Origin of the sequence: Curtobacterium sp. MCLR17_055, from assembly GCF_003234305.1 — a bacterium.
GTDB lineage: Bacteria > Actinomycetota > Actinomycetes > Actinomycetales > Microbacteriaceae > Curtobacterium > Curtobacterium flaccumfaciens.
Genome location: NZ_QKSX01000020.1, coordinates 14,000 through 34,964, shown reverse-complemented (window position 1 = coordinate 34,964; position 20,965 = coordinate 14,000). Strand labels below are relative to the sequence as shown.

General features: G+C 73.5%; 18 protein-coding genes. 7 read left to right on the top strand and 11 right to left on the bottom strand.

Going from position 1 to position 20,965, the window contains the following annotated elements:
- Nucleotides 1-145: 145 nt before the first annotated feature.
- The 5 genes from hpf to mtrA all read right to left on the bottom strand — a co-directional run bounded on the left by hpf (nt 146) and on the right by mtrA (nt 5,909).
- Nucleotides 146-862: a ribosome hibernation-promoting factor, HPF/YfiA family gene (gene hpf / locus DEJ09_RS15585; protein WP_111029492.1), complete on the bottom strand. Its 717-nt coding sequence runs from the start codon at nt 860-862 to the stop codon at nt 146-148.
- A 158-nt stretch (nt 863-1,020) separates the two neighbouring features.
- Nucleotides 1,021-1,683: a ComF family protein gene (locus DEJ09_RS15580; protein ID WP_146243542.1), complete on the bottom strand. Its 663-nt coding sequence runs from the start codon at nt 1,681-1,683 to the stop codon at nt 1,021-1,023.
- A 97-nt stretch (nt 1,684-1,780) separates the two neighbouring features.
- A complete protein-coding gene (locus DEJ09_RS15575) occupies nt 1,781-3,463 on the bottom strand; it encodes a GerMN domain-containing protein (protein ID WP_111047600.1) in 1,683 nt (560 codons plus the stop codon).
- Nucleotides 3,463-5,229 carry an MtrAB system histidine kinase MtrB gene (gene mtrB, locus DEJ09_RS15570; protein ID WP_258373926.1) on the bottom strand — a complete coding sequence of 589 codons (1,767 nt, stop codon included), beginning with the start codon at nt 5,227-5,229 and terminating at the stop codon, nt 3,463-3,465. Before mtrB ends, DEJ09_RS15575 begins: the two co-directional genes overlap by 1 nt.
- A 5-nt stretch (nt 5,230-5,234) precedes the next feature.
- Complete coding sequence (gene mtrA / locus DEJ09_RS15565; protein WP_017888813.1) at nt 5,235-5,909, bottom strand: MtrAB system response regulator MtrA; 675 nt, start codon at nt 5,907-5,909, stop codon at nt 5,235-5,237.
- Between the two features lie 329 nt (nt 5,910-6,238).
- Here mtrA and DEJ09_RS15560 point away from each other — a divergent pair, with 329 nt between their 5' ends.
- From DEJ09_RS15560 to DEJ09_RS15540, 5 genes are read left to right on the top strand one after another with little or no spacing between them, the layout of a single operon-like run.
- Complete coding sequence (locus DEJ09_RS15560; protein ID WP_181433382.1) at nt 6,239-7,471, top strand: glycerophosphoryl diester phosphodiesterase membrane domain-containing protein; 1,233 nt, start codon at nt 6,239-6,241, stop codon at nt 7,469-7,471.
- A complete protein-coding gene (locus tag DEJ09_RS15555; protein WP_146245742.1) occupies nt 7,426-8,109 on the top strand; it encodes a DUF4129 domain-containing protein in 684 nt (227 codons plus the stop codon). The genes DEJ09_RS15560 and DEJ09_RS15555 overlap by 46 nt, the downstream gene beginning before the upstream one ends.
- Nucleotides 8,106-9,365 (top strand): DUF4350 domain-containing protein, encoded by a 1,260-nt coding sequence (locus tag DEJ09_RS15550; protein WP_111089162.1) that lies wholly within the window; start codon nt 8,106-8,108, stop codon nt 9,363-9,365. The genes DEJ09_RS15555 and DEJ09_RS15550 overlap by 4 nt, the downstream gene beginning before the upstream one ends.
- A 5-nt stretch (nt 9,366-9,370) precedes the next feature.
- Nucleotides 9,371-10,378 carry an AAA family ATPase gene (locus tag DEJ09_RS15545; protein WP_372440167.1) on the top strand — a complete coding sequence of 336 codons (1,008 nt, stop codon included), beginning with the start codon at nt 9,371-9,373 and terminating at the stop codon, nt 10,376-10,378.
- The gene (locus DEJ09_RS15540) at nt 10,378-11,730 is read left to right on the top strand and encodes a DUF58 domain-containing protein (protein WP_111089161.1); all 1,353 of its coding nucleotides are present in this window, start codon (nt 10,378-10,380) and stop codon (nt 11,728-11,730) included. The genes DEJ09_RS15545 and DEJ09_RS15540 overlap by 1 nt, the downstream gene beginning before the upstream one ends.
- Before the next feature lie 13 nt (nt 11,731-11,743).
- Here the strand turns inward: DEJ09_RS15540 and DEJ09_RS15535 are convergent, their stop codons facing one another.
- On the bottom strand, nt 11,744-12,742 hold the full coding sequence (locus DEJ09_RS15535) for a stage II sporulation protein M (protein ID WP_111024356.1): 999 nt from the start codon (nt 12,740-12,742) through the stop codon (nt 11,744-11,746).
- Between the two features lie 42 nt (nt 12,743-12,784).
- On the opposite strand from DEJ09_RS15535, the gene DEJ09_RS15530 reads away from it, so the two are divergent.
- The gene (locus tag DEJ09_RS15530; RefSeq protein ID WP_111039894.1) at nt 12,785-13,654 is read left to right on the top strand and encodes an RDD family protein; all 870 of its coding nucleotides are present in this window, start codon (nt 12,785-12,787) and stop codon (nt 13,652-13,654) included.
- Nucleotides 13,655-13,773: 119 nt separating this feature from the next.
- Here the strand turns inward: DEJ09_RS15530 and ahcY are convergent, their stop codons facing one another.
- A complete protein-coding gene (ahcY, locus tag DEJ09_RS15525; protein WP_111089179.1) occupies nt 13,774-15,252 on the bottom strand; it encodes an adenosylhomocysteinase in 1,479 nt (492 codons plus the stop codon).
- A gap of 105 nt (nt 15,253-15,357) precedes the next feature.
- The gene (locus tag DEJ09_RS15520; RefSeq protein ID WP_111024354.1) at nt 15,358-15,573 is read right to left on the bottom strand and encodes a DUF3499 family protein; all 216 of its coding nucleotides are present in this window, start codon (nt 15,571-15,573) and stop codon (nt 15,358-15,360) included.
- Nucleotides 15,574-15,632: 59 nt separating this feature from the next.
- Between DEJ09_RS15520 and DEJ09_RS15515 the strand changes: the two genes are divergently transcribed.
- Complete coding sequence (locus DEJ09_RS15515; protein WP_071405768.1) at nt 15,633-16,073, top strand: metallopeptidase family protein; 441 nt, start codon at nt 15,633-15,635, stop codon at nt 16,071-16,073.
- A gap of 58 nt (nt 16,074-16,131) precedes the next feature.
- On the opposite strand, the gene DEJ09_RS15510 is transcribed toward DEJ09_RS15515, so the two are convergent.
- From DEJ09_RS15510 to DEJ09_RS15500, 3 genes are all read right to left on the bottom strand, one after another.
- Nucleotides 16,132-17,541 (bottom strand): DUF5719 family protein, encoded by a 1,410-nt coding sequence (locus tag DEJ09_RS15510; protein WP_071405767.1) that lies wholly within the window; start codon nt 17,539-17,541, stop codon nt 16,132-16,134.
- Nucleotides 17,538-20,375, bottom strand: coding sequence for a glycosyltransferase family 2 protein (locus tag DEJ09_RS15505; protein ID WP_111039892.1), 2,838 nt, complete (start codon nt 20,373-20,375; stop codon nt 17,538-17,540). Before DEJ09_RS15505 ends, DEJ09_RS15510 begins: the two co-directional genes overlap by 4 nt.
- Nucleotides 20,376-20,553: 178 nt before the next feature.
- Nucleotides 20,554-20,886 carry a WhiB family transcriptional regulator gene (locus tag DEJ09_RS15500; RefSeq protein ID WP_081827389.1) on the bottom strand — a complete coding sequence of 111 codons (333 nt, stop codon included), beginning with the start codon at nt 20,884-20,886 and terminating at the stop codon, nt 20,554-20,556.
- Nucleotides 20,887-20,965: the final 79 nt, after the last annotated feature.

The following is a 20,965-nucleotide window of genomic DNA, read 5'->3' as shown; positions in this document are numbered from 1 at the left end:
CGCGACCTGCACGCCCGATCGACCAGTCATGCTAGCAACCCGCGAACCCACGGCGCTGTGAGCGGCGCGGCTGTCGCGGACACGGGTGTGCGCGGCCCGCGAACGGACCGCGCACACGGTGCGGGACCGGAGGCCCCGAGTCGGATCAGGCGATCGCGGCTGCGCGCTCCGCGTCGGTGTCGGCGTCGACCGCGGCCGGCGCCTGGCCGGCGGGCACCTCGTCGATGCCGATCACGCCGTAGTCCCAGCCCTTGCGTCGGTACACGACACTCGGACGGCGGGTCTCGGCGTCGAGGAACAGGTAGAAGTCGTGCCCGACGAGTTCCATGTAGTACAGGGCGTCGTCGACCGTCATCGGGGCGGCCTCGAAGACCTTGTGCCGGATGACGACCGGGCTGTAGACCTCGTTCTCGTCCTCGGCGGCCTCTTGATCGACGACCGGGACGGCACCGGTCGCGACGTCCTCGATGAGCTTGCCGTCGGCCGGGACGACGCCCATGCCGTCGAACCCGCTGCCGGCGGCCTCGGCGACGGAAGTGGGGCGGTGCCGGCCGTGGTGCACCTTGCGGCGGTCACGCGCCCGACGGAGGCGTTCCATGATCCGCGCGAAGGCGAGGTCGAAGGCGGCGTACTTGTCCGACGCCGCGGACTCGGCCCGTACGAGCGGCCCCGGTCCGATCAGCGTGAGCTCCACGCGGTCCTCGCCCTGGCTGCCGCTCGACTTCTCGTGGTGGCGGCTGATGCGCACCTCGAAGGCGAGGGCGCGGTCGGCGAGCACGTCGATCTTCTCGGACTTCTGTTCGACGTAGGTGCGGAAACGGTCGGTGACCCCGACGTTCCGGCCCGTGATCGTCACGTCCATGTGGCGGCTCCCATCCAGTGTCGGCGCGTCGCCTCCGTCCGGCGACCCGAACGCCTTGTCGCGAGGCTAGACCCGGCGCACCCTCGGCGTCACGGGGAGGCGGCGAGTCCGCCGGACACTCACCGGACACACAGCGGCCACCGGGTGTTCACCGAGCATCAGTCGTCGACGCTCGCCACGGCGACGCAGCGCACCACCCGACCGCCCGCCGCCCGCACCGCTCGGACGCCCTCGGCCATCGTGACGCCCGTCGTCACGACGTCGTCGACGAGCACGACGTCGCGGCCGTCGACACCGGTCGCCCGCAGGGTCCCGACGGTCGCGGCGACGCGTTCCACCGCCGACCGCTCCTTCTGCCCCGGTCCGGATCGCCGTCGTCCGGCAGGGGTCCGGCCGAGGCGCCCCGTGTGCCGGACACCACCACGGGCGAGCAGCAGCACCACCGGGTCGAACCCACGGCGTCGGGCACCCGCGCGGGACGGCGGCACCCGGAGCACCACGGTGCCGTCCGGGGCCGCGGCGAGCGCCGCGCGGACGAGGACACCGAAGCGGACGCCGAGCGGACGGGCGACGTCGACCCGGCCCCGGAGCTTGAGTTCGAGCACCAGGGTGCGGACCAGCCCCTCGTACTCGAAGGCCGCATCGAGCCGGACGCCGGCGACCAGCCGGACCCGCCGGGGCCGTGCGTCGAGCGCCGCGCGGCACGGTGGGCAGAGCGCGCGGTCCGGGCGGCCGCAGCCCAGGCAGGCGACGGGCAGGAAGAGCCCGAGCACGGCGAGCAGGGCGTCACGCCACGGGGTGGGGGCGTCGTCAGGGGGCATGCCCACGACTGTGGTGGTGACCGGACGACGGCGGTGGGCCGGCGTGCCGGACGGTGGACGGGCCTCCAGGCAGGGCGGGGTGTGGAGGACGGTGGCGTCAGCGCTGGACGCCGAGCACGTCGGCGGTGACGCCCGTCGAGTCCCAGCCGCCCCCGGTGGACTGCAGGACGTCGCCGCTCGACATCCGCAGCAGCAGCGCGCCGCCGCTGCCGCCGCTGATCGCGGTGGCGCGCCCGTCGGGCTTCGGCAGGGTGCTCGACTTGCCGCCGATGGTGGTGCGGACGATGTTCGGACCGGTCGGCGTCTGCCCGACCGAGGCGACGTCGGTGTCGTTCACCCACGTGGCGTCGACCGCGGTGCCGCTGGCGGCCTGCACCCGGACCGGGGCGCCGAACGAGGTCGGTGACCGGTCGGACCCGCGGATGATCGCCATCACGTACAGGCCGGGGCCGTCCGCGGTCTCGATGAGCGCGAGGGCCCTGGTGGAGTCGCGGGACACCTGGAACGACACGAGGTCGCCGCGCGGCAACGTGGTGCGCACCTGGTGGGGGTCGCCACCGAGGCCGTACGCGGTGATGTGACGGGTGTCGGACTGCTGCCCCACCCAGACGAAGCCGAGGTCGTCGACGGCGGGGGCGACGAGGTCCTCGCGGGCGTCGACGCGCAGGCGGTCCTTGCCGCGCACGACGACGACGCCGTCCCGGTTGCCGACGGCGGCGGTGGTGCCGGACGCCGACAGGGCGATCGAGGTCGGGTCGAGGCCGGCGATCGCGGCCCCGACGCCGCTGCCGAGCTCGGCGACCTTGCCGGTGCCCGAGGCGGCGTAGCCGACGACGCCGTCCTCGTCGACCAGGGGGCGGGGGTCGACGTCGGGGTTCTGCTGGGCGTCCGCTCCCCCGGAGTCCGGCACCGACAGCGTCGCTCCCTCGATCGTCATCGAGACCGACGAGATGGTGGCGACCGAGGCGAGGGACTTGCTGAGCTGTTCGCGCATCCGGACCTTGTCGACCGTGCTCGCACGCAGGGCGTCGCTCGACAGGTCGACCAGCGCGGTGCCGCTGTCGATCGTCACCGCGTTGAGGGACAGCTGGGTGCCCTCCGGGAACGACGAGACGACGGCGCCCTTCAGCCAGTCGGCGGGGCCGGCGAGCAGGGCGCTGGCGATGCGGGTGCTGGTGGAGGACCGAGCGAGGAACCAGCGCTGGTCGGGCACCAGGAAGCGGTAGGTCGGGTCGTAGAAGTACAGGGCGTGCGACTGGAACACCGACTCGAAGCTGACCGGCGAGAGGATGATGCCGTCCGGGGCGTAGGCGATGCGCCACTCGCCGTCCTCGCGGACGAACTGGAACGTCAGCGTCGACGAGGTCGGGCGGACCGCCTGGGTGTACTCCCCGTCGGAGTCGACCGTGGCACTGGCCGTCATCGTGTAGGTGAGCTCGCGGTCGTCGGCGCGCTCGACGGTGCCGCTGCCGTCCCGGATCGTGACGCCCTGCCGGGGGTTCCACCGCTGGGCGAAGTCGGCGGCCAGGAACTGCCGGGCGATCGCGTAGTTGTCCTGGGCGCCGGTGGCGGCGGCGATGAACCCGCGGAGGATCGCCGTCTGGTCGGACCCGGTGATCGGCTTGTCCGGCCGGAAGTCGACGCCCGAGAGCGACTCGTCCTTGATGGTCTGCCCGGTGCGCACGGCACCGTCGGTCGGGATGGCCGCACAGGCGGTGACCGCGAGCAGGCTGACCGCGGCGAGCGCGACGGCGAGGACGTGGCGGATCCGGTGGCGCATCAGGACTCCTCTCGCACGGCGCGGGGGCCGTCGTACGACTCGTCGAGCTCGGGCAGCGGGATGGCCGAGGTGGCGGTGGTGCCCTGCTCGTTGCGGGGCAGGGTGAGCACGAACGTCGATCCCTCGCCCGGTCGGGACCACACGTCGATGCGTCCGCCGTGGAGCTTCGCGTCGCCGAGGCTGATCGCGAGGCCGAGGCCGGTGCCACCGATGGTGCGCTTGCGGCTCGGGTCGGCCCGCCAGAAGCGGTCGAACACCCGTGCGGCGTCCTCCGGCGGCATGCCGACGCCCTGGTCGCGGACGGCGATGGCGACGGTGCGTGCGTCGCTGTCGACGACGACCTGCACGGGCTTCGCGTCGCCGTGCTCGATGGCGTTGCCGACGAGGTTGCGCAGGATCCGTCGGACCCGCTTGGCGTCGAGCCGCATCGTGGTGTGGCCGCCGGGGGTCGCGAGCTGCAGGTCGATGCCGGCGCGTTCGGCCAGCGGGCGGAACTCCTCGACGATGTCCGCGGCGAGGGAGGCCGGCACGACGGGTGCGGTGTCGAGCTGCACCGCCTGGGCGTCGTACCGGGAGATCTCGAGCAGGTCGGCGAGGAGCATCTCGAAGCGCTCCACCTGAGCGTGCAGGAGCTCGGCGGACCGGCCGACCGACGGTTCGAACGCGTGTCGGGAGTCGTAGAGCATGTCGCCGGCGAGCCGGATGGTGGTGAGCGGGGTCCGGAGCTCGTGCGACACGTCGGACACGAACCGCTGCTGCACGCGGGAGAGCTCGGCGAGCTGGGTGATCTGGCGGCTGACCGCCTCGGCCATCCCGTTGAAGCTCCGTGCCAGGGTCGCCAGGTCGTCCTGGCCGCGCACCGGGATGCGCTCGTCGAGGCGCCCCGCGGCGATCTTCCGGCTCGTCTCGGCGGCACCGCGGATCGGCACGACGACGAGCCGGACGACGAGCGAGGTGACCAGGGCGATGAGCACCATGAGCGCCACACCGCCGATCGAGAGCGTCTGGGAGACGAAGTCCAGGGTCTGCTGCGCGTCGGAGAGGTCGTAGACCAGGTAGAGCTCGTACTGGCCGGCGCTCGGGATCTGCAGCGTGGACCCGACGGCGAGCCCCGGCACCCGGCGCCCGTCGTCGTCGAGTTCGACGGGCTGCAGGCTGAGCCGACCGGTGTTCTGCGCGACCTCCTTGCGCAGGGCATCGGTGATCACCGCGTCCGGGAAGTCCTGGCTGGCGATGGTCTGCAGCGTCTGCGGCGTGGACTGGTCCGGGCTCCGCTCGATGGCGATGCTCGTGCCGCCCGGACTCGTCGTGTTCGACAGGATCGCCTGCTGCGCCTCGTTCTGCAGGGTCTCGAGCTCGGACTGGTTGTTGTCCTCGGCCGCCGTCGCCGCGTCGAAGATCCCCTGGGCGACGATGGTGGCCCGTGCGGACTCGGACTCGATCTGGTCGCGGCGCTGCGAGTAGACGTTCGTCGAGATGCTCACCATGACCGCGGTGCCGATGATCCCCACCGCGAGCCCGGTCGTCATCACGGTGATGGCGACCGAGCGGAACATGAGCGAGCGCCGCCACAGGTAGGCGATCGGACGCCAGGCGCGTCGGAGCCAGCGCCGCATCCGGCGACGGCTGCGGTCGACGACGCCGATCGAGACGGTGGTGCTGCCGGCCCCACCGGCACCGCCGGACCCACCGGCGCCGGTGGCCCGGCCGGCGCCGCCGACCCGGCCCGAGCGTGCCGAGCCCGGCGGGCGCGTCGAGGGCGGCACGGTGCTCAGGCTCCTCCGGCGCGGTACCCGACGCCGCGGACCGTGGTGACGGTCTTCGGGTTGTCCGGGTCGTGCTCGATCTTCGCGCGGAGCCGCTGCACGTGCACGTTCACCAGACGGGTGTCCGCCTTGTAGTGGTAGCCCCAGACCTGCTCGAGCAGCATCTCGCGGGTGAACACCTGGTTCGGCTTCTCGGCGAGCGCCCGGAGCAGGTCGAACTCGAGCGGCGTGAGCGCGATCACGGTGTCGCCGCGGCGCACCTCGTGCCCGGCGACGTCGACCGTGACGTCGCCGACGTGCAGCACGGTGGCGTCGGACGCGCTCGGCCGCAGGCGGGTCCGGATGCGCGCGACGAGCTCCTTCGGGTTGAAGGGCTTCACGACGTAGTCGTCGGCACCGTTCTCGAGCCCGAGGACGACGTCAGCGGTGTCGCTCTTCGCCGTGAGCATGATGATCGGCGTGCCGCTCTCGGCACGGATGCGCTTGCACACCTCGATGCCGTCGATGCCGGGCAGCATGACGTCGAGCAGGACGAGGTCCGGCTTGGTGGCGTGGAACGCGTCGACGGCGTCGTTGCCGTCGGCGCTGAACTCGGGTTCGTACCCCTCGGAGCGGAGCACGATGCCGATCATCTCGGAGAGGGCCTGGTCGTCGTCGACGACGAGGATGCGCGGTGTCATGTGATCTGGACTCCGGGTGGCGTGCGGGTGCCGTGGTCGGCACGTGTCCCCACACGATAGCCGAGGCCCCGCCGCGCCGGGTTTTCCGCCAGGATGGGTGTGGACCGTGCATCGCTGGCTCGGTCCGACACGACGAGGGGGCTGGAGTCATGTCCGATTGGCACACACCGGGCGGTGGGCAGCAGGGTGCGCCGACGCCGCCGGCGTCCGGACCGGCGCAGGGACCAGGACCCCAGCCTGGAGGCCCGCCCCGCTTCTCCGTGCCGCCGCAGCCCGCCCCGGGGCCGGGTCCGGGGCGACCGGGCGGTCCGTCCGGTGGCTCGCGTCCGGTGATCCCGCTGCGCCCGCTCGGTCTCGGGGACATCCTGGCCGGGGCGTTCACGGTCTTCCGCCGGAACGCCCGCGTGCTGCTGCTCTGGAGCGTGCTGCTGAGCGGTGTGCTCGGCCTGCTCTCGACGCTGGCCAGCACCTTCGGGCAGCAGGCGTTGCAGTCGCGGATGTTCTCGGCCCTCGACGGCGGCAGCGGTGCCGACTCGGTGGTCGCTGGCACGCTGACGCTCACGGCACTGCTCTCGGTCGTGCTGCCGTTCCTCGCCTACCTCGGTCGCGGGTTCCTGGTGGCGCCGGTCGCCGCGGACACCGGGCAGCGGGTCCTCGGCCGTCGCGCCACGTTCCGGGGGCTGTGGGCGCTGCTCGCCGGCCGCCGGTGGTCCGTCGTCGCGTGGATGCTCGTGCAGATCGGGGCCGGTGTGGTCCTCGCGCTCCTGGCCGGGCTCGTGTTCTTCGGGGTGTTCGCGGCCATGGGCGCCGCCGACTCCGGCACCGGGTGGTTCGTGCTGGCGCTCGTGCTGTTCGTGCTCGGCATCGGTGTCGTCGTCGTGTGGCTCGCCACGCGCTTCGTGCTCACCGTCCCGACCATCGCGCTCGAGGGCCGGCCGGTCTTCGCCGCGGCCGCCCAGTCGTGGCGCCTGACCCGCGGGGCCTTCTGGCGGACCTTCGGCATCCTGCTGCTCGTCCAACTCATGTTCGGGTTCGCGGCGTCCATCGCGTCGATCCCGCTCACCATCGGCGCCGTGCTCGTCGGGGGCACCTTCGACCCGCTCGGGCAGACGGGCGGCACGTCGGGAGCCGGCACCGGTGCGGTCATCGCCATCGTCGTCGGCAGCCTGCTCGCGATCGCGGTGCAGTGCATCACCGACGTGCTGAGCGCCTCGATCACGACGTTCCTCGCCATCGACCGGCGGATCCGCACCGAGGCGCTCGACCAGCGGATCGCGTCGCACCTGGACTCCGGGCAGCCGACCGACCCGTTCGCCCCGTCCGAGCCCGTCGCACGCCCGCCGTGGCCGCCGCAGCAGCAGTGGGGTGTCCAGCAGTGGCAGGCGCAGCAGCAGCAGTGGCCGGGGCAGCAGCAGTGGCAGCCGGCCCAGCAGCAGCCGTGGCAGCCCGGTCAGCAGCAGCAACCCTGGCAGCCCGGCCAGCAGCAGCAACCCTGGCAGCCCGGCCAGCAGCAGCCGTGGCAGCAGGGTCCGGGCCAGGCGCCGCCGAACGGCTCCGCGTGACGGCGGTCGACCCGGACGAAGCGCGTCGCCTGCTCGAGCGCGAACTCGAACGGTCCGCCTACGACGGCGCCCGGCCGACGTGGTGGGACCGTGCCTCGCGCTCCTTCCTCGACTGGCTCGGGTCGCTCCGCGCCGACGGCATCGACTCCCCCGCTGCGGCCCGCACCGCGCTGGTGATCGCGATCGTGGTCCTCGTCGCGGTCGTCGTGCTCGTCATCGTCGCCCGCGGACTCCCCCGCCGACGCGCGCGGGCCGGTGACGGTGACACCGGCGGGGTGTTCGACGCCGACGACCTGCGCTCCGCCCGGGAACTCCTCGAAGCGGCCCAGGCCGCCGTCCGTCGCGCCGACTGGTCGGCAGCGGTGCTCGACGGGTTCCGCGCGATCGCCAGGGGCCTCGGCGAGCGCGACCTGGTGCCCGACGTGCCCGGAGCCACCGCGCGGACGATCGCCGCACGGGGCGCCGTGCCGTTCCCCGCATCCGCCGGTGCACTCGATGCAGCAGCGACCGCCTTCGACGCGGTCCGGTACCTCGGTGCCGAGGCCGACGAAGCCGCGGCCCTGCGCGTGCTCGACACCGAGCGGACCGTCCGGCAGGCCCGGCCCGCCCGGGCCGAGGGACCGGTGGTGCCGGCATGACGACCGACACCGCCACGCGGACGAGCGCCGGACCGACTCCTGCTCGGGCTCCGGCTCCGGCTCCGGCTCCGGCCGAGGGACGCCGGTTCCGCATCGGGTTCTGGGTCGCGATCGTCCTGGTCGGCGTCCTGCTCGCCGCGCTGACCGCCCTCGTGCAGGGCACCGACCCGGACGCACCGCGCGCACTCGACCCGACCTCGACGACGGCCAGTGGTTCGGCCGCGCTCGTCCGGGTGCTCGAGCAGCGGGGCACCGCGGTCTCCGTCACCGACACCGTCGACGGCGTCGGCGGGATCGACGGCGGCACGGTGTTCATCGACGACGCCGACGGCGCGCTCGACCCCGCCGTCGCGGAACGCATCGCCCGCACGGCCCGGCACGTCGTGGTCGTCGGCGCGAGCGGCGCCGGCCTCGATGCGCTGCTCGGGTTCCCGGTCGACCCGCCCGCCCAGATCGACGGCGACGCCACCGTCTCGACGGCCTCGTGCGGGATCCCGGCGGCGGCCTCGGCGACGCGGGTGACGACCGCCGGCTCCGGGTACACCGTGGACGACGCGACCGCCGAACGGTGCGCGCCGACGGGCGAGGGCGGCTCCCGGGTCTGGGGCCTCGTGCGCACCACGACCCCGGGCGGTGACGTCACCCTGCTCGGCACGACCTCGGCGTTCCGGAACGACACGATCGCCACCGCCGGGAACGCCGCGCTCGCCCTCGGGCTGCTCGGCGCCGACGAGCGACTCGTCTGGTACACCCCGGCCGTCGGCACCCCCGACGCCGCACCGACCCTCGGCGAGCTCGCCCCGCCGTGGGTCCCGAGCGCACTCGCACTGCTCGCCCTCGTCGCCGTGGCGGCCGGTGTCTGGCGGGGCCGACGGCTCGGCCCGCTCGTCGTCGAGCGGTTGCCCGTCGTCGTCCGTGCTGCCGAGACCACCGAGGGTCGCGCCCGCATGTACGCCCGCACCCGTGACCGCACCCACGCCCTCGACACCCTGCGCGTCGCCGCCGTCCGCCGCATCGGCCGGATGCTCGGACTTCCCCGATCGGCACACGTCGACGAGGTCGTCCGGACCGCGGCCCAGGCCACCGGCATCCCGCACACCCGTGTCGGCGCCGTGCTCGTCGGTGGGACCACCGACGACGACCGTGCGCTCGTCGACGGCACCGCCGCGCTCGACGACCTCGAACGCGCCGTCCGCCGGGCGACCTCCGGTGACCGACCGACCTCCGACCCCGACCGACCAGGAGCACGACCGTGACCGACCTGCCCCCTGCCACCACCGAGCACACCGCACCGGAGCACGACCCCACGACCGCGGCCGGGTCCGACCTGCGCGACGCGTTCGGCCGGGTCCGCACCGAGGTCGCCAAGGCCGTCGTCGGCCAGGAGGGCGCGGTCTCCGGCATGATCGTCGGACTCCTCGCACAGGGGCACGTGCTGCTCGAGGGCGTCCCCGGTGTCGCGAAGACCCTGCTCGTCCGCAGCCTCGCCGCCGCGATGACGCTCGACACGAAGCGCATCCAGTTCACGCCGGACCTGATGCCCGGCGACGTCACCGGGTCGCTCGTCTACGACGCCTCGACCGGCACGTTCCCGTTCCGCGAGGGCCCCGTCTTCACGAACGTCCTGCTCGCCGACGAGGTCAACCGCACGCCGCCGAAGACCCAGTCGGCCCTGCTCGAGGCGATGGAGGAACGCCAGGTGAGCGTCGACGGCGACGCCCGGGCCCTGCCCGACCCCTTCTTCGTCGCCGCGACGATGAACCCGATCGAGTTCGAGGGCACCTACACGCTGCCCGAGGCGCAGCTCGACCGGTTCCTGATGAAGTTGACGCTCGACATCCCACCGCGCGACGTCGAGTGGCAGGTGCTCCGGCGCCACGCCGACGGGTTCGTCCCGCGCGACGTCCGGTCGGCCGGCATCACCCCGGTGGTCGGCGTCGACGAGGTCGTCCGTGCGCAGCGTGCCGTCCGCGGCGTCGGGGCCCGCGACGACGTGCTCGCGTACATCGTCGACCTCGCCCGGGCCACCCGGCAGGCACCGTCCGTCCGCGTCGGGGTGAGCCCCCGCGGAGCGACGGCACTGCTCGCGGCCGCCAAGGCCTGGGCCTGGCTCACCGGCTACGACGCGATCACCCCGGACCACGTGCAGGCCATGGCCCTGCCGGTCTGGCGGCACCGCCTGCGGGTCGCCGCCGACGCCGAGCTCGAGGGCGTCGGTGCCGACGGCGTGCTCCAGCAGGTGCTCGAGCAGGTGCGGGTGCCGATCTAGTGGCGGTCTCCGGCCGGTTCGTCGCGCTCCTCGCCGTCGCCCTCGTGCCCACCGTGCTGCTCGGCAGCGGGTGGGCCGGTCTGGCGTGGGTCGGGGTGGTGCTGCTCGCCGCGGCGCTCGACGTCGTGCTCGCCGCCGACCTGCGACGGGTCCGCGTGGAGCGGCGGATGCCCCGGCTCGCTCGACGCGACAGCACCGCGGACGGCACCCTCGTGCTCGCCAACGACGGCTCCCGGACGGTCCGCGGTGTGGTCCGTGACATGTGGGAGCCGTCGGCCGGCCACCGTCCCCGTCGGATCCGGATGACGGTCCCCGCCGGGGAGCGACGGACGGCCCGGATGCGCTTCACACCGTTCCGTCGTGGTCGACGCAGCAGCACCGGGGTCGCCGTGCGGTCCTTCGGTCCCCTGGGCCTCGCGGCACGGCAGCGGGTCGTCGCAGCACCGGGCGAACTCGTCGTGACGCCGCCGTTCCGCTCGCGGCGGCACCTGCCGTCACGGTTGGCACGGCTCCGCGAACTCGACGGCGAGACCACGCTGCAGCTCCGCGGGCACGGCACGGAGTTCGACTCGCTGCGCGACTACGTGCGCGGCGACGACGTGCGGTCCATCGACTGGCGCGCCACCGCGCGGCGGCAGGACCTCGTCGTCCGCACCTGGCGACCGGAACGCGACCGGCGCGTCGTCGTCGTGGTCGACGCGGGCCGGGCGGGTGCCGGCCGCGTCGCCGACGAACCCCGACTCGACACCTTCATCGAGTCGGCGCTGCTCCTCGGTGCCCTCGCTGCCGCCGCCGGTGACCGCGTCGACCTGGTGGTCCTCGACGACACGGCACACGATCGCGTGCACGGTGCCACCCGCACCGACGTCGTGCAGCGCTTCGGCGAGGCACTCGCGATGGCCGAACCCGGGCTCGCCGCGACCGACTGGGCATCCGTCCCCGCGCTCGTCGACTCGATCACGACCTCGCGCGCCATGGTCGTCCTCGCCTCGAGCCTCGACTCCGTCGGCGCCTCGGGCGACCTGCTCGCCGTACTCCCGCGGCTGTCCCGACGGCACGCGGTCGTCGTGACGAGCATCGAGGACCCGGCCGTCCAGCGGATGGCGCGCGGCGGGGTGGACCCGGCCACGGCGATCCGCACGGCGCGGGGCGGAAAGGTGCCGGGCCTCCCGACCGGCGCGGAGCGCGACGTCTACCGACGCGCGGCCGCCGAACGCACCCTGCTCGACGCGGACGGTGCGGCCGACGTCGCACGGCGCTCCGGCGCCGAGGTCGTGCGCGGCGCACCGGCGGACGTCCCGCCGCTCGTCGCGGACGCCTACATCCGGGCGAAGGCCACCGGCCGGCTCTGAACCGGGGCAGGCCCTAGCCGGCCACCAGGGCGGTGGAGCCGCGCTCGAACTCCTCGAGGTCGCCGCGCTCCCCCGCTCGGTACGCGCGGCCGCCGAGCACCCACTGGTAGGCGAGCACCGCGACCAGGGCGAGGGTGCCGATGCCGATCTTGATCGGCCACGGCCAGTCCTGCCGCGTCACCACGCCCTCGACGATGCCGGACAGCAGCAGGGTCAGGGTCAGACCGATCGCGATGGTGATGAGCGCACGGCCGTCCTCGGCGAGGGCCTGGGCGCGCGTGCGTCCGGGCCCCGGCGCCACCCACGACCAGAAGATCATCAGCCCCGCACCGCCAGCGAGGAACACCGAGTAGAGCTCGAGCTGCCCGTGCGGGGAGATGTAGAGGAAGAAGTCGGCCAGGCGCCCCTGGGAGTGCATGATCGCCGCGGAGACCCCGAGGCTGACGGCGTTCTGCATGATCGAGAACGGCACGAAGACCCCGGTGATGCCGAACGCCACCATCGTCGCGGCGATGTAGGCGTTGTTCGTCCAGACCTGCGCGGTGAAGGCCCCGAGGCCACGGTCGGAGTAGTAGTCGACGAAGTCCTGCGTGGCGTAGCGGCGCAGGGCCTCGTCGCTGCCGAACGTCGCCGTCGCACCGGGGGTGGTCGTGATCCAGACGGCGACGATCGCCCCGATCGCCACCGTGGCGAGCGCGACCCAGATCGTCACCCAGCGGATCCGGTAGAGCGCCGCGGGCAACTGCCGCGTGAAGAACAGGGCGACGGCGGTCAACGGGTCGACGGGCGTGCCGGTGAAGCGCAGACGGGCGCGGAACAGCGTCAGCGAGAGCCGGTCGCCGGTCACGGTGCGCGGTGCGGCGCCCCGGATGCGGGCGAGGTCGGTCGCGGCCTCCTGGTAGCCGGCGACGAGCCGATCGACGTCCGCGCCGGACCGGTGCCGGGCACGCGCCAGACGGTCGAGCTCCTGCCACCGGTCACGGTGCACCTCGGTGTAGGCATCCAGGTCCACGTGTTCCCCCTCAGGTCGCGCGATCTCCGACAGAATGATCCCATGCCGAAGCCCCGCACGCCGCGTGACCTCGCCGACGCCCGGTTCTCGCGCGACCTCGACGAGACCGCCGACGAGCTGGTGGTGGGCGAGGGCGTCGCGCTCGACGTCCAGCCCGCCGGACTCGTGCTGCGGCTCGCGGCCGCGCTGCTGGACGGCCTGTGCGTCCTCGTCCTGTTCGTGCTCGCGCTGTTCGGCGTCTGGCGGCTCTGGCCGAGGGGACTCGAGCCGGCCTGGGGTGCTGCGCTCAACATCGTGCTGCTCGTCGTCGTGCTCGTGCTGGTGCCCGCGGCGGTCGAGACCGTGACGAAGGGGCGGAGCGTCGGACGGTTCGCCACCGGCACCCGGGTCGTCCGGCTCGACGGCGGCGCGATCGGGTTCCGGCACGCCTTCACCCGGTCGCTCGTCGGCCTGTTCGAGCTCTGGATGACGTTCGGCTCGGTCGCCCTGCTCGTCGCGCTGTTCGGCAGTCGGCCGCGGCGCCTCGGCGACCTGCTGGCGGGCACGATCGTGCAGCACGAGCGCCTGCCGAAGCAGCGGGACCCCGAGGTGCTGCTGCCCCCGGAGCTGACGGCCTGGGCCGGCGTCGCGGACGTCTCGGCGCTGCCGCAGCGGTTGGAGAACCGCCTCGGTGCGTTCTTCCGCGGGGCTGCGCTGATGCGCCCAGAACTGCGCGAGGCGGCGGCGCAGACCCTGGCGGCCGAGGTGTCCGCGTTCGCGCACCCGGTGCCGCCCGTCCCGCCCGAGGTCTTCCTGGCCGGGGTCGTCGTGCTGCGGCGTCGTCGGGACGTCCGGGCGCTGGGTGCCCGCGCGGAGCTGCTGACCGCCGCGGGCGCGACCGCGGCGGCGCCCCCGCCGGGCTTCCCGCGCTGACGCGCACCGCGGCGCCCGGGCTGCTCGCAAGACACCGGTGTTCGCACTCCGAACACCCGCGTGCGGGGGTTCAACGTGCGAACACCGGTGTTCAGCGGAAGCGGGCAGCCCCGCCGCGCTCAGTAGCGGTAGTGGTCCGGCTTGAAGGGACCCCCGACGGGCACACCGATGTACGCCGCCTGCTCCGGACGCAGCGACGTCAGCTGCACCCCGAGGGCGTCGAGGTGCAGGCGCGCGACCTTCTCGTCCAGGTGCTTCGGCAGCACGTACACGCCGGTCGGGTACTCCTCGGGCCGGGTGTGCAGCTCGATCTGCGCGAGCACCTGGTTCGTGAACGAGTTGCTCATCACGAACGACGGGTGCCCGGTCGCGTTGCCGAGGTTCATGAGCCGGCCCTCGGACAGCACCAGCATCGACCGACCGGTCGGCAGCCGCCACTCGTGCACCTGCGGCTTGATCTCGACCTTCGAGATGCCGGGCAGCGCCTCGAGCCCCGCCATGTCGATCTCGTTGTCGAAGTGCCCCACGTTCGCCACGATCGCCAGGTGCTTCAGCCCGAGCATCTCGTCGACCCCGACCACGCCCAGGTTGCCGGTGCACGTGATGACCATGTCGACGGTGTCGACGACGTCCGCCAGGCGCGCGACCTGGTAGCCGTCCATCGCGGCCTGCAGCGCGCAGATCGGGTCGACCTCGCTGACGATGACGCGGGCGCCCTGCCCGCGGAGCGCCTCGGCCGCACCCTTGCCGACGTCGCCGTAGCCGACGACGAAGGCGACCTTGCCGCCGATGAGCACGTCGGTGGCCCGGTTCAGGCCGTCGGGCAGCGAGTGCCGGATGCCGTACTTGTTGTCGAACTTCGACTTCGTCACCGAGTCGTTGACGTTGATCGCCGGGAACTTCAGCTCGCCGTTCCGGAACAGCTCGTACAGACGGTGGACGCCCGTGGTGGTCTCCTCGGTGACGCCCTGGATGTCGGCCGCGATGCGGGTCCAGCGGTCCGACGAGGTCTCGAGCGACCGCGCGACGGTGTCGAGCACGATCTTCCACTCGGTGCTCGCGTCCGGCTCGGCGACCGGGGCGGCACCGGCCGCCTCGGCGTCGGCACCGGTGTGCACGAGCATCGTGGCGTCGCCGCCGTCGTCGAGGATCAGGTTCGGTCCGGTCCAGTCGGCACCCGCCGCGGCGGCCTCGTCGCTCCAGTCGAAGATGCGGCTGGTGCACCACCAGTACTCCTCGAGCGTCTCGCCCTTCCACGCGAACACCGGGACGCCGGCGGGGGCGTCCGGGCTGCCGGTGGGTCCGACGGCGACGGCGGCCGCGGCTTCGTCCTGGGTGGAGAAGATGTTGCAGCTGGCCCAGCGCACCTGCGCGCCGAGGGCGACGAGGGTCTCGATGAGCACCGCGGTCTGCACCGTCATGTGCAGGGACCCGGCGATGCGCGCGCCGGCGAGCGGCTGCGACGCGGCGAACTCGTCACGCAGGGACATCAGGCCCGGCATCTCGTTCTCGGCGAGGCGGATCTGGTGCCGGCCGGCCTCGGCGAGGGACAGGTCGGCGACGCGGAACGCAGCAGCGGTGCGGGTTTCGGTGGGCATGCCCACCAGTCTTCCATGCCGGGAGGCGCGGATCACCAGCCGATCCCGGTCACGTTCCCCGGGCCTCCAGACCGACCCCCGCACCCAGGTCGCGAACGTGAGCCGTCAGTCGGCGTCGCGCGGGAGCGGCTCGCGCCGCACCACCTGCCAGCCGCGCGGGACGCGCAGGGAGGCAGCGTGCCGGGCGCAGAGGTCGTAGCCGTGCGGCTCGACCCGGGTCGACAGCGGACCGACGACCACCATGGAGTCGCCGTAGTCGTACGTCAGGGTCGACGAAGCGCTGTTGGCACACGCCACCTTGCTGCAGATCCGCACGTCCATCTCGACAGGGAGCCTAGCGGAGCGTCCGGCGCGCACCCGTCCCCGCGTACGATGTGGGGATGCGTCGGAAGCCTCGCCTCGTCACCCCGGTCGACCGCGGTCGGGGGCGCTCCCGGCACGGCCGCGGTGGGCGCTCGAGCGTCACCGGGCCCGAGCTCGCGCCGATCATCACCCGCGCCGAGGCGTTCGACCGGATCGTCGGCGACAGCGCGCACTACCTGCTCGGTCTCTGGCCCGAGGAGCTCTCCGGCGTCGTGTTCCAGGTGGCGGACATGCCGAGCGACACGACCCTGCCGGACGAGATGCCGCGCTGGCGGATCGACCGTGACACCCGCCGCGTGACCGTCTTCCGGATCCCGGTCGAGCGGGTGAACCGGAGCCCCGAGAAGGACGACTCGGACCGCCGCATCATCATCGAGACCGCGGTGTTCCGCGCGGTCGGCGAGCTGATCGGCAAGGACCCCTGGGACCTGGCACCGGACCGCTACCGACACTGGTGAGCCGGGCGGACCGCGCCGGCCCGTCGTGCCGCCGGCGCCGGGCTGACCGCGCCCGGCGTCAGGGGTAGACGCGGACCGGGGTGGAGACGTCGGTCGCCGGACGCACCGGGAACCCGGCGATGCCGTCGGCCCCGCGGTAGGTCACGCCCGCGACGATGCCCTCCGTACCGGTCAGCGTGAGCTGCTTCGCGGTCTGCACCGGGAGCGTCACGGTCGCACCGGACAGGATCTTCAGCGTGCGCCGCTCGTCGCCCGACCGCACCGTGACGGAGCGGTCCTGGCGGGTGGGGTTCACGAAGTTCAGCCGCACGCCCTCGCCCGGGGCGATGGCGGTGATCGTCCGGTCGCCCAGCGGCTCGGCCGAGGCGAACCACCCGAGGTCGGTGCCGCTGCTGGCACCGTCGGTCGGCGTCGTGGTGCGTGCACCGGTGACGACCGGCTCGGTCGAGGTGACGGTGAACGAGTACCGGCCGTCCGGGAAGTCGTCGAGCGCGACGTCGGTGACGACCCCGGGCTCGGCGGTGGCGTTGACGGTCGTGCCGCCGCCGTCGGCCGTGCTGATGCCGAGGGTGACGCGGGCCGACTTCGTGCCGGGGACGAACAGCCGGACGATCGGCGCCGCGTCGGCCGTGTCGTCGCCGCGCTGGGCGGCCTGCGCGTCGGCGAGGGCGACGGCGGGGATCACCTGCGAGCGGGACGGGGCCGCTCCACCGGAGACGATGTCGTAGCCGCCCGGGGTGAGGGTGCGGACGACGGACTCCTGCATGTGCGCGACGATCTGGCCGCCGGACGACGTGACGTGCACGACCGTCGAGGCGGCGTCGGACACGAAGCCCGACAGCGGGACGACCTTCTGCGTGTTCGGCGCGACGACGATGCCGGTGGTCCCGGGCGCGCTGACCGTCCCCGAGCCGTCGAAGATCGTCAGGTCGACCGTGGCGTTCACGTCGGTCGGGTTCGAGAGCGTGACGAGGCTCGTCCGACCGGTCTCAGTCGAGCCGCCGACGAGCCACGTGGACTGGGTCGGGTCGTCGCACGAGGCGGCGCCCGCCCCCACCAGGTCGCCGCTCGAGACACTCTGGAAGCTGCTGCCCGCGACCTGCGGCGTCGTCTCACCAGCGGGGGCCGTCAGGAGCCGGGGGTCGCTGCCGCCGGTGGTCGAGGAGTCGAGCGAGGACCGCTCGACCGTCGAACCGGTCGTCGCCGTCGCGACGGTCGCGGTGCCGACGGTGCTCGCCTGCGTCGCGTCGTTGCCGGCGTCGTCGGACAGGCGCAGCGCACTGCCGGCGCAGACACGCTCGGCGGCCGCGGGGACCGGCGTGACGGTGCGCCCGGCCGGTCGACCCGGTTCGGACTCGGTGCCGATGGCGTGCGCCGCGGTGACGGCACCCGCGGCGACGACGACGGCGACGGCCGTGGCGGTGCCGCGGACGATCCAGCGCCGGACCGAGGAGGGGTTGGTGCTCATTCGTCGCGCTCCTCGTCGAAGGTGGTGGCGGGTTCCTCGGCCTCGATGACGTTCGAGGTGGCACGGCGGCGGCGCGGGGCCGTCGGGACCGCGAGGAGTGCTGCGGCGCCGAAGACCACGCCGAGCACGACGAGGTACAGCACGTGGGTGGCCTGGGTCGCCGCGGAGCCGGAGCGGGTGCGGTCGACCTCGCCCTCGTAGTGGAACAGCTGGCCGTTCGTGGTCTCGCCGATGCTCGTGAAGAGCGCGTTCTGACCGATCGCGCCGGCGGCCCGGTCGTGCACCGTCTGCGCCTCGGGGTCGTCACCGGCGTCGTCGATGAGCACGAAGCTCACGCCGAGCTCGCGGAGCGCCGGCCGGGGGTCGTACCCGCTGCGGCTCGCCAGGTTGCCGGCGAGCGTCGTCAGCCGTGCGCCGGACTCGCTCAGCCGGAGTGCGGTGGCGTCGAGCGTCGACTGGTCGTCGAGGGTGGAACCCTGCCCGCGCTCGAGCGTGACGGCGAGCGAACCGTCGTCCTGCGGGACGACCACGAGCGTGCCGACGTCGGGGTTCGCCTGGGCCTCGGCGTTCACGTACGCGCTGAGCACCCGGCCGGTGGTCGGCTCGATCGTGGCGGTGCCGAGGTAGAACGCCGCGAAGGCCGGAGCCACGGCCACGCCGGCGAGCACGGTCGCGACGAGCCCGGTGACCGGGGCGGCCTTCGGCAGCACGTCGATGCCGATGCAGGCCGCGACCACGAGGGCGAGCCAGTACACGGACAGACCGCTGCCGGGCCAGACGATGGTGGTGGTCGAACCGACACCGGTGACCGTGACGTGGGTGGCGGCGAAGGCCGTGGCGAAGCCGAGGAGCGCGATGACGAGCGCCGAGCCCGCGACCGCCCAGCGGTGGCCGAGCATCGCCCCGATCGCGGCGGCGGCCACGGGGAGCGCGAGGACGGCCATCACGATCGGCAGGACCGTGGCGACCAGCGCGAGTCCGGACGTCGCGGGGAGCCAGCCGCTCCAGTCGGGCAGGGGCTGTCCGATGGCCAGCTGGAGTGCGGACGGCGCCCGGGTCGCGGACGGCGCACCCGGGTCCGCGAACACCGCGAGCAGGTTGCCGCGTGCGGCCTGCGCCAGGATCAGCGGCAGGAAGAGCACCGCGGTCGGCACCGGGATGAACAGACGACGGTGGGCCCGGCGCCAGCCGACCAGGAGCGCCACGAGCCAGCCGACCAGCAGGACCGGCAGCAGCGACGGCGCCGAGGCGGCGACGACGGCGAACAGGAGCGACGCTCCCGAGGCCCAGGCCCACGAGCGGTGCGCCTCGAGCACGGCGACGAACAGCCACGGCAGCACCAGGTGCGCGATCACGGCGCCGAGGTGTCCGGTCGTCACGGCTCCGACGAGCGACGGGGCGATCGCGTAGAGCGACGCACCGATGACCGGCACCCAGGTGCGGGTCGTGACCTTGCGGACCGCGAACCAGGCCCCCAGTGCGGACAGCGGGAACGCGACGAGCATGACGAGCACGACCGCGGTGGACGGCGACCAGAACACGATCGAGCCGAGCACGGCGAGCACCGCGGCGAAGGGGTCGGACGGGCCGGTGAAGCCCGTGCCGAGCGAGTGGAAGCCGTACCCGACGTTCTGCCAGAGCTGTCCAGGCGTCGCGGAGAGCGGCAGGAGTCCCCCGCCGGTCAGGGCCGGCGACCCGAGCAGCGGGTAGAGCGTCACGACGCTGAGGACCGCCGCGGCCAGGACCACCCAGATGCCGCCGTCGCTGAGGAACGACGCCCGGGCGATCGGGGCGTCCTCCGCCCGGGCGAGTTCGACGTCCCGCGAGGTCGTGCGGTGCTCGTGCACCCGACGCCAGCTCACGCGGAGCGGTTCGACGGCGGCCCAGCCGAGCTTCTTCGTGCGGGCGAGGTTCTTGCGCGCCCGCCCCGTGCCGCCGCCGAACGCGACGGCGAACGCGGCGGAGAGCTCGGGGACCACGGCAGCGGGGTGCTTCGCGACCAGGTGTCCGAGCGCGCGGCCGATCGCGAACGGCACGAGCGTGAGCCAGTGCAGCCAGACCAGCGCGGCGGGCGCGTACGTCATCCGGCGGTGCAGCTGCGCCTGCCGGTGCATCCGGACGCGCCGCGCTTCGGACACGCGCTTGCGGCCGAACTCCTCGATCGGTCCGGCGCTGGTGACCTTGGCCTCCGGCACGAGGGCGACGCGGTGCCCGGCGAGGCGGACCCGCACCGAGAAGTCGAGGGCCGCGTCGACGTCCGGCAGCGCCGGATCGAAGCCGCCGAGTTCGTTCCAGACCGAGCGGCGCACGAGCATGCCACCCGCGGCGACACCGAGCACGTCGGTGTTGCGGTCGTGCTGGCCCTGGTCGAGCTCGTCCTGCACCAGCACGATCGACCGGCCGAAGCGGGTCATGCTCTCGCCGAAGGCGCGGATGAGCGAGGGGTCGTCGTCGGCGACGAGCTTCGGACCGGCGACGACGACCGACGGCGCGATCTCGACGGCGGACAGCAGGTCGGCGAGCGCGGTCGGTGCCGGCGCGTTGTCGTGGCCGAGGACCCACAGCCACTCGTCGACCGGCTCGTCGGTCGCGGCGGGCGGCGCGCTGCGCTCGCCCTGGCGGACGGCGTCACCGAACGCGGTACCGGCTGGAAGCCGGACGAGCTGCGCGGACCCGCCGAAGGACAGTTCGGCGGTCGATCCGTCGGTCGTGCCGACATCGACGACCACCAGGTTCTCGGGGTGGCGGGTCTGGGCGGCGAGCGCGTCCAGGGTCCGGTCGAGGTGGGCCGCCCCGTTGGCGGCGACGAGGATCGCGGTGACTCTGGGCTGCATGACGGGCGTCACTCTACGGTCTGGAGGCGCGGTGTCGGCTGCGGACGGCGGCGCGCCGTGAACCTGTGGGCGCGCTCACTGCGCGGTGCGGGACGGGCGGAGGTGGTCGCCTTCCGGCGCCTTCGTCGCAGGCTCCTCAGGGGCGCAGTCGCACGGCGCTGGCGCGCCGTGAACGCTCCTACGCCCTTTTCCGCAACTTGCGGCGTTCCCGCTCGGAGAGGCCACCCCAGATGCCGAAGCGTTCGTCGTTCTCGAGCGCGTACTCGAGGCACTGTGCCCGGACCTCGCAGGAGGTGCAGATCTTCTTCGCCTCGCGCGTGGAGCCGCCCTTCTCGGGGAAGAACGCCTCGGGGTCGGTCTGCGCGCAGAGCGAGTCGACCTGCCAGGCGAGCGGGTTCTCCTCGTCGTCGGTCTCCGGACGTCGGACACCCGGGACGCCGAGCGCCACGGGATCGACGTGCCAGTCCTCCGGAACTCCGGCGTGGAACTCGGAACCGTTCACCCTGATCACCCCTGCCGCCTCGACAACGAACCCCAACTCTTGCGGTCGTTGCCTGTAATTACAGCGGTGTCATTCGCCTGAGTCAAGT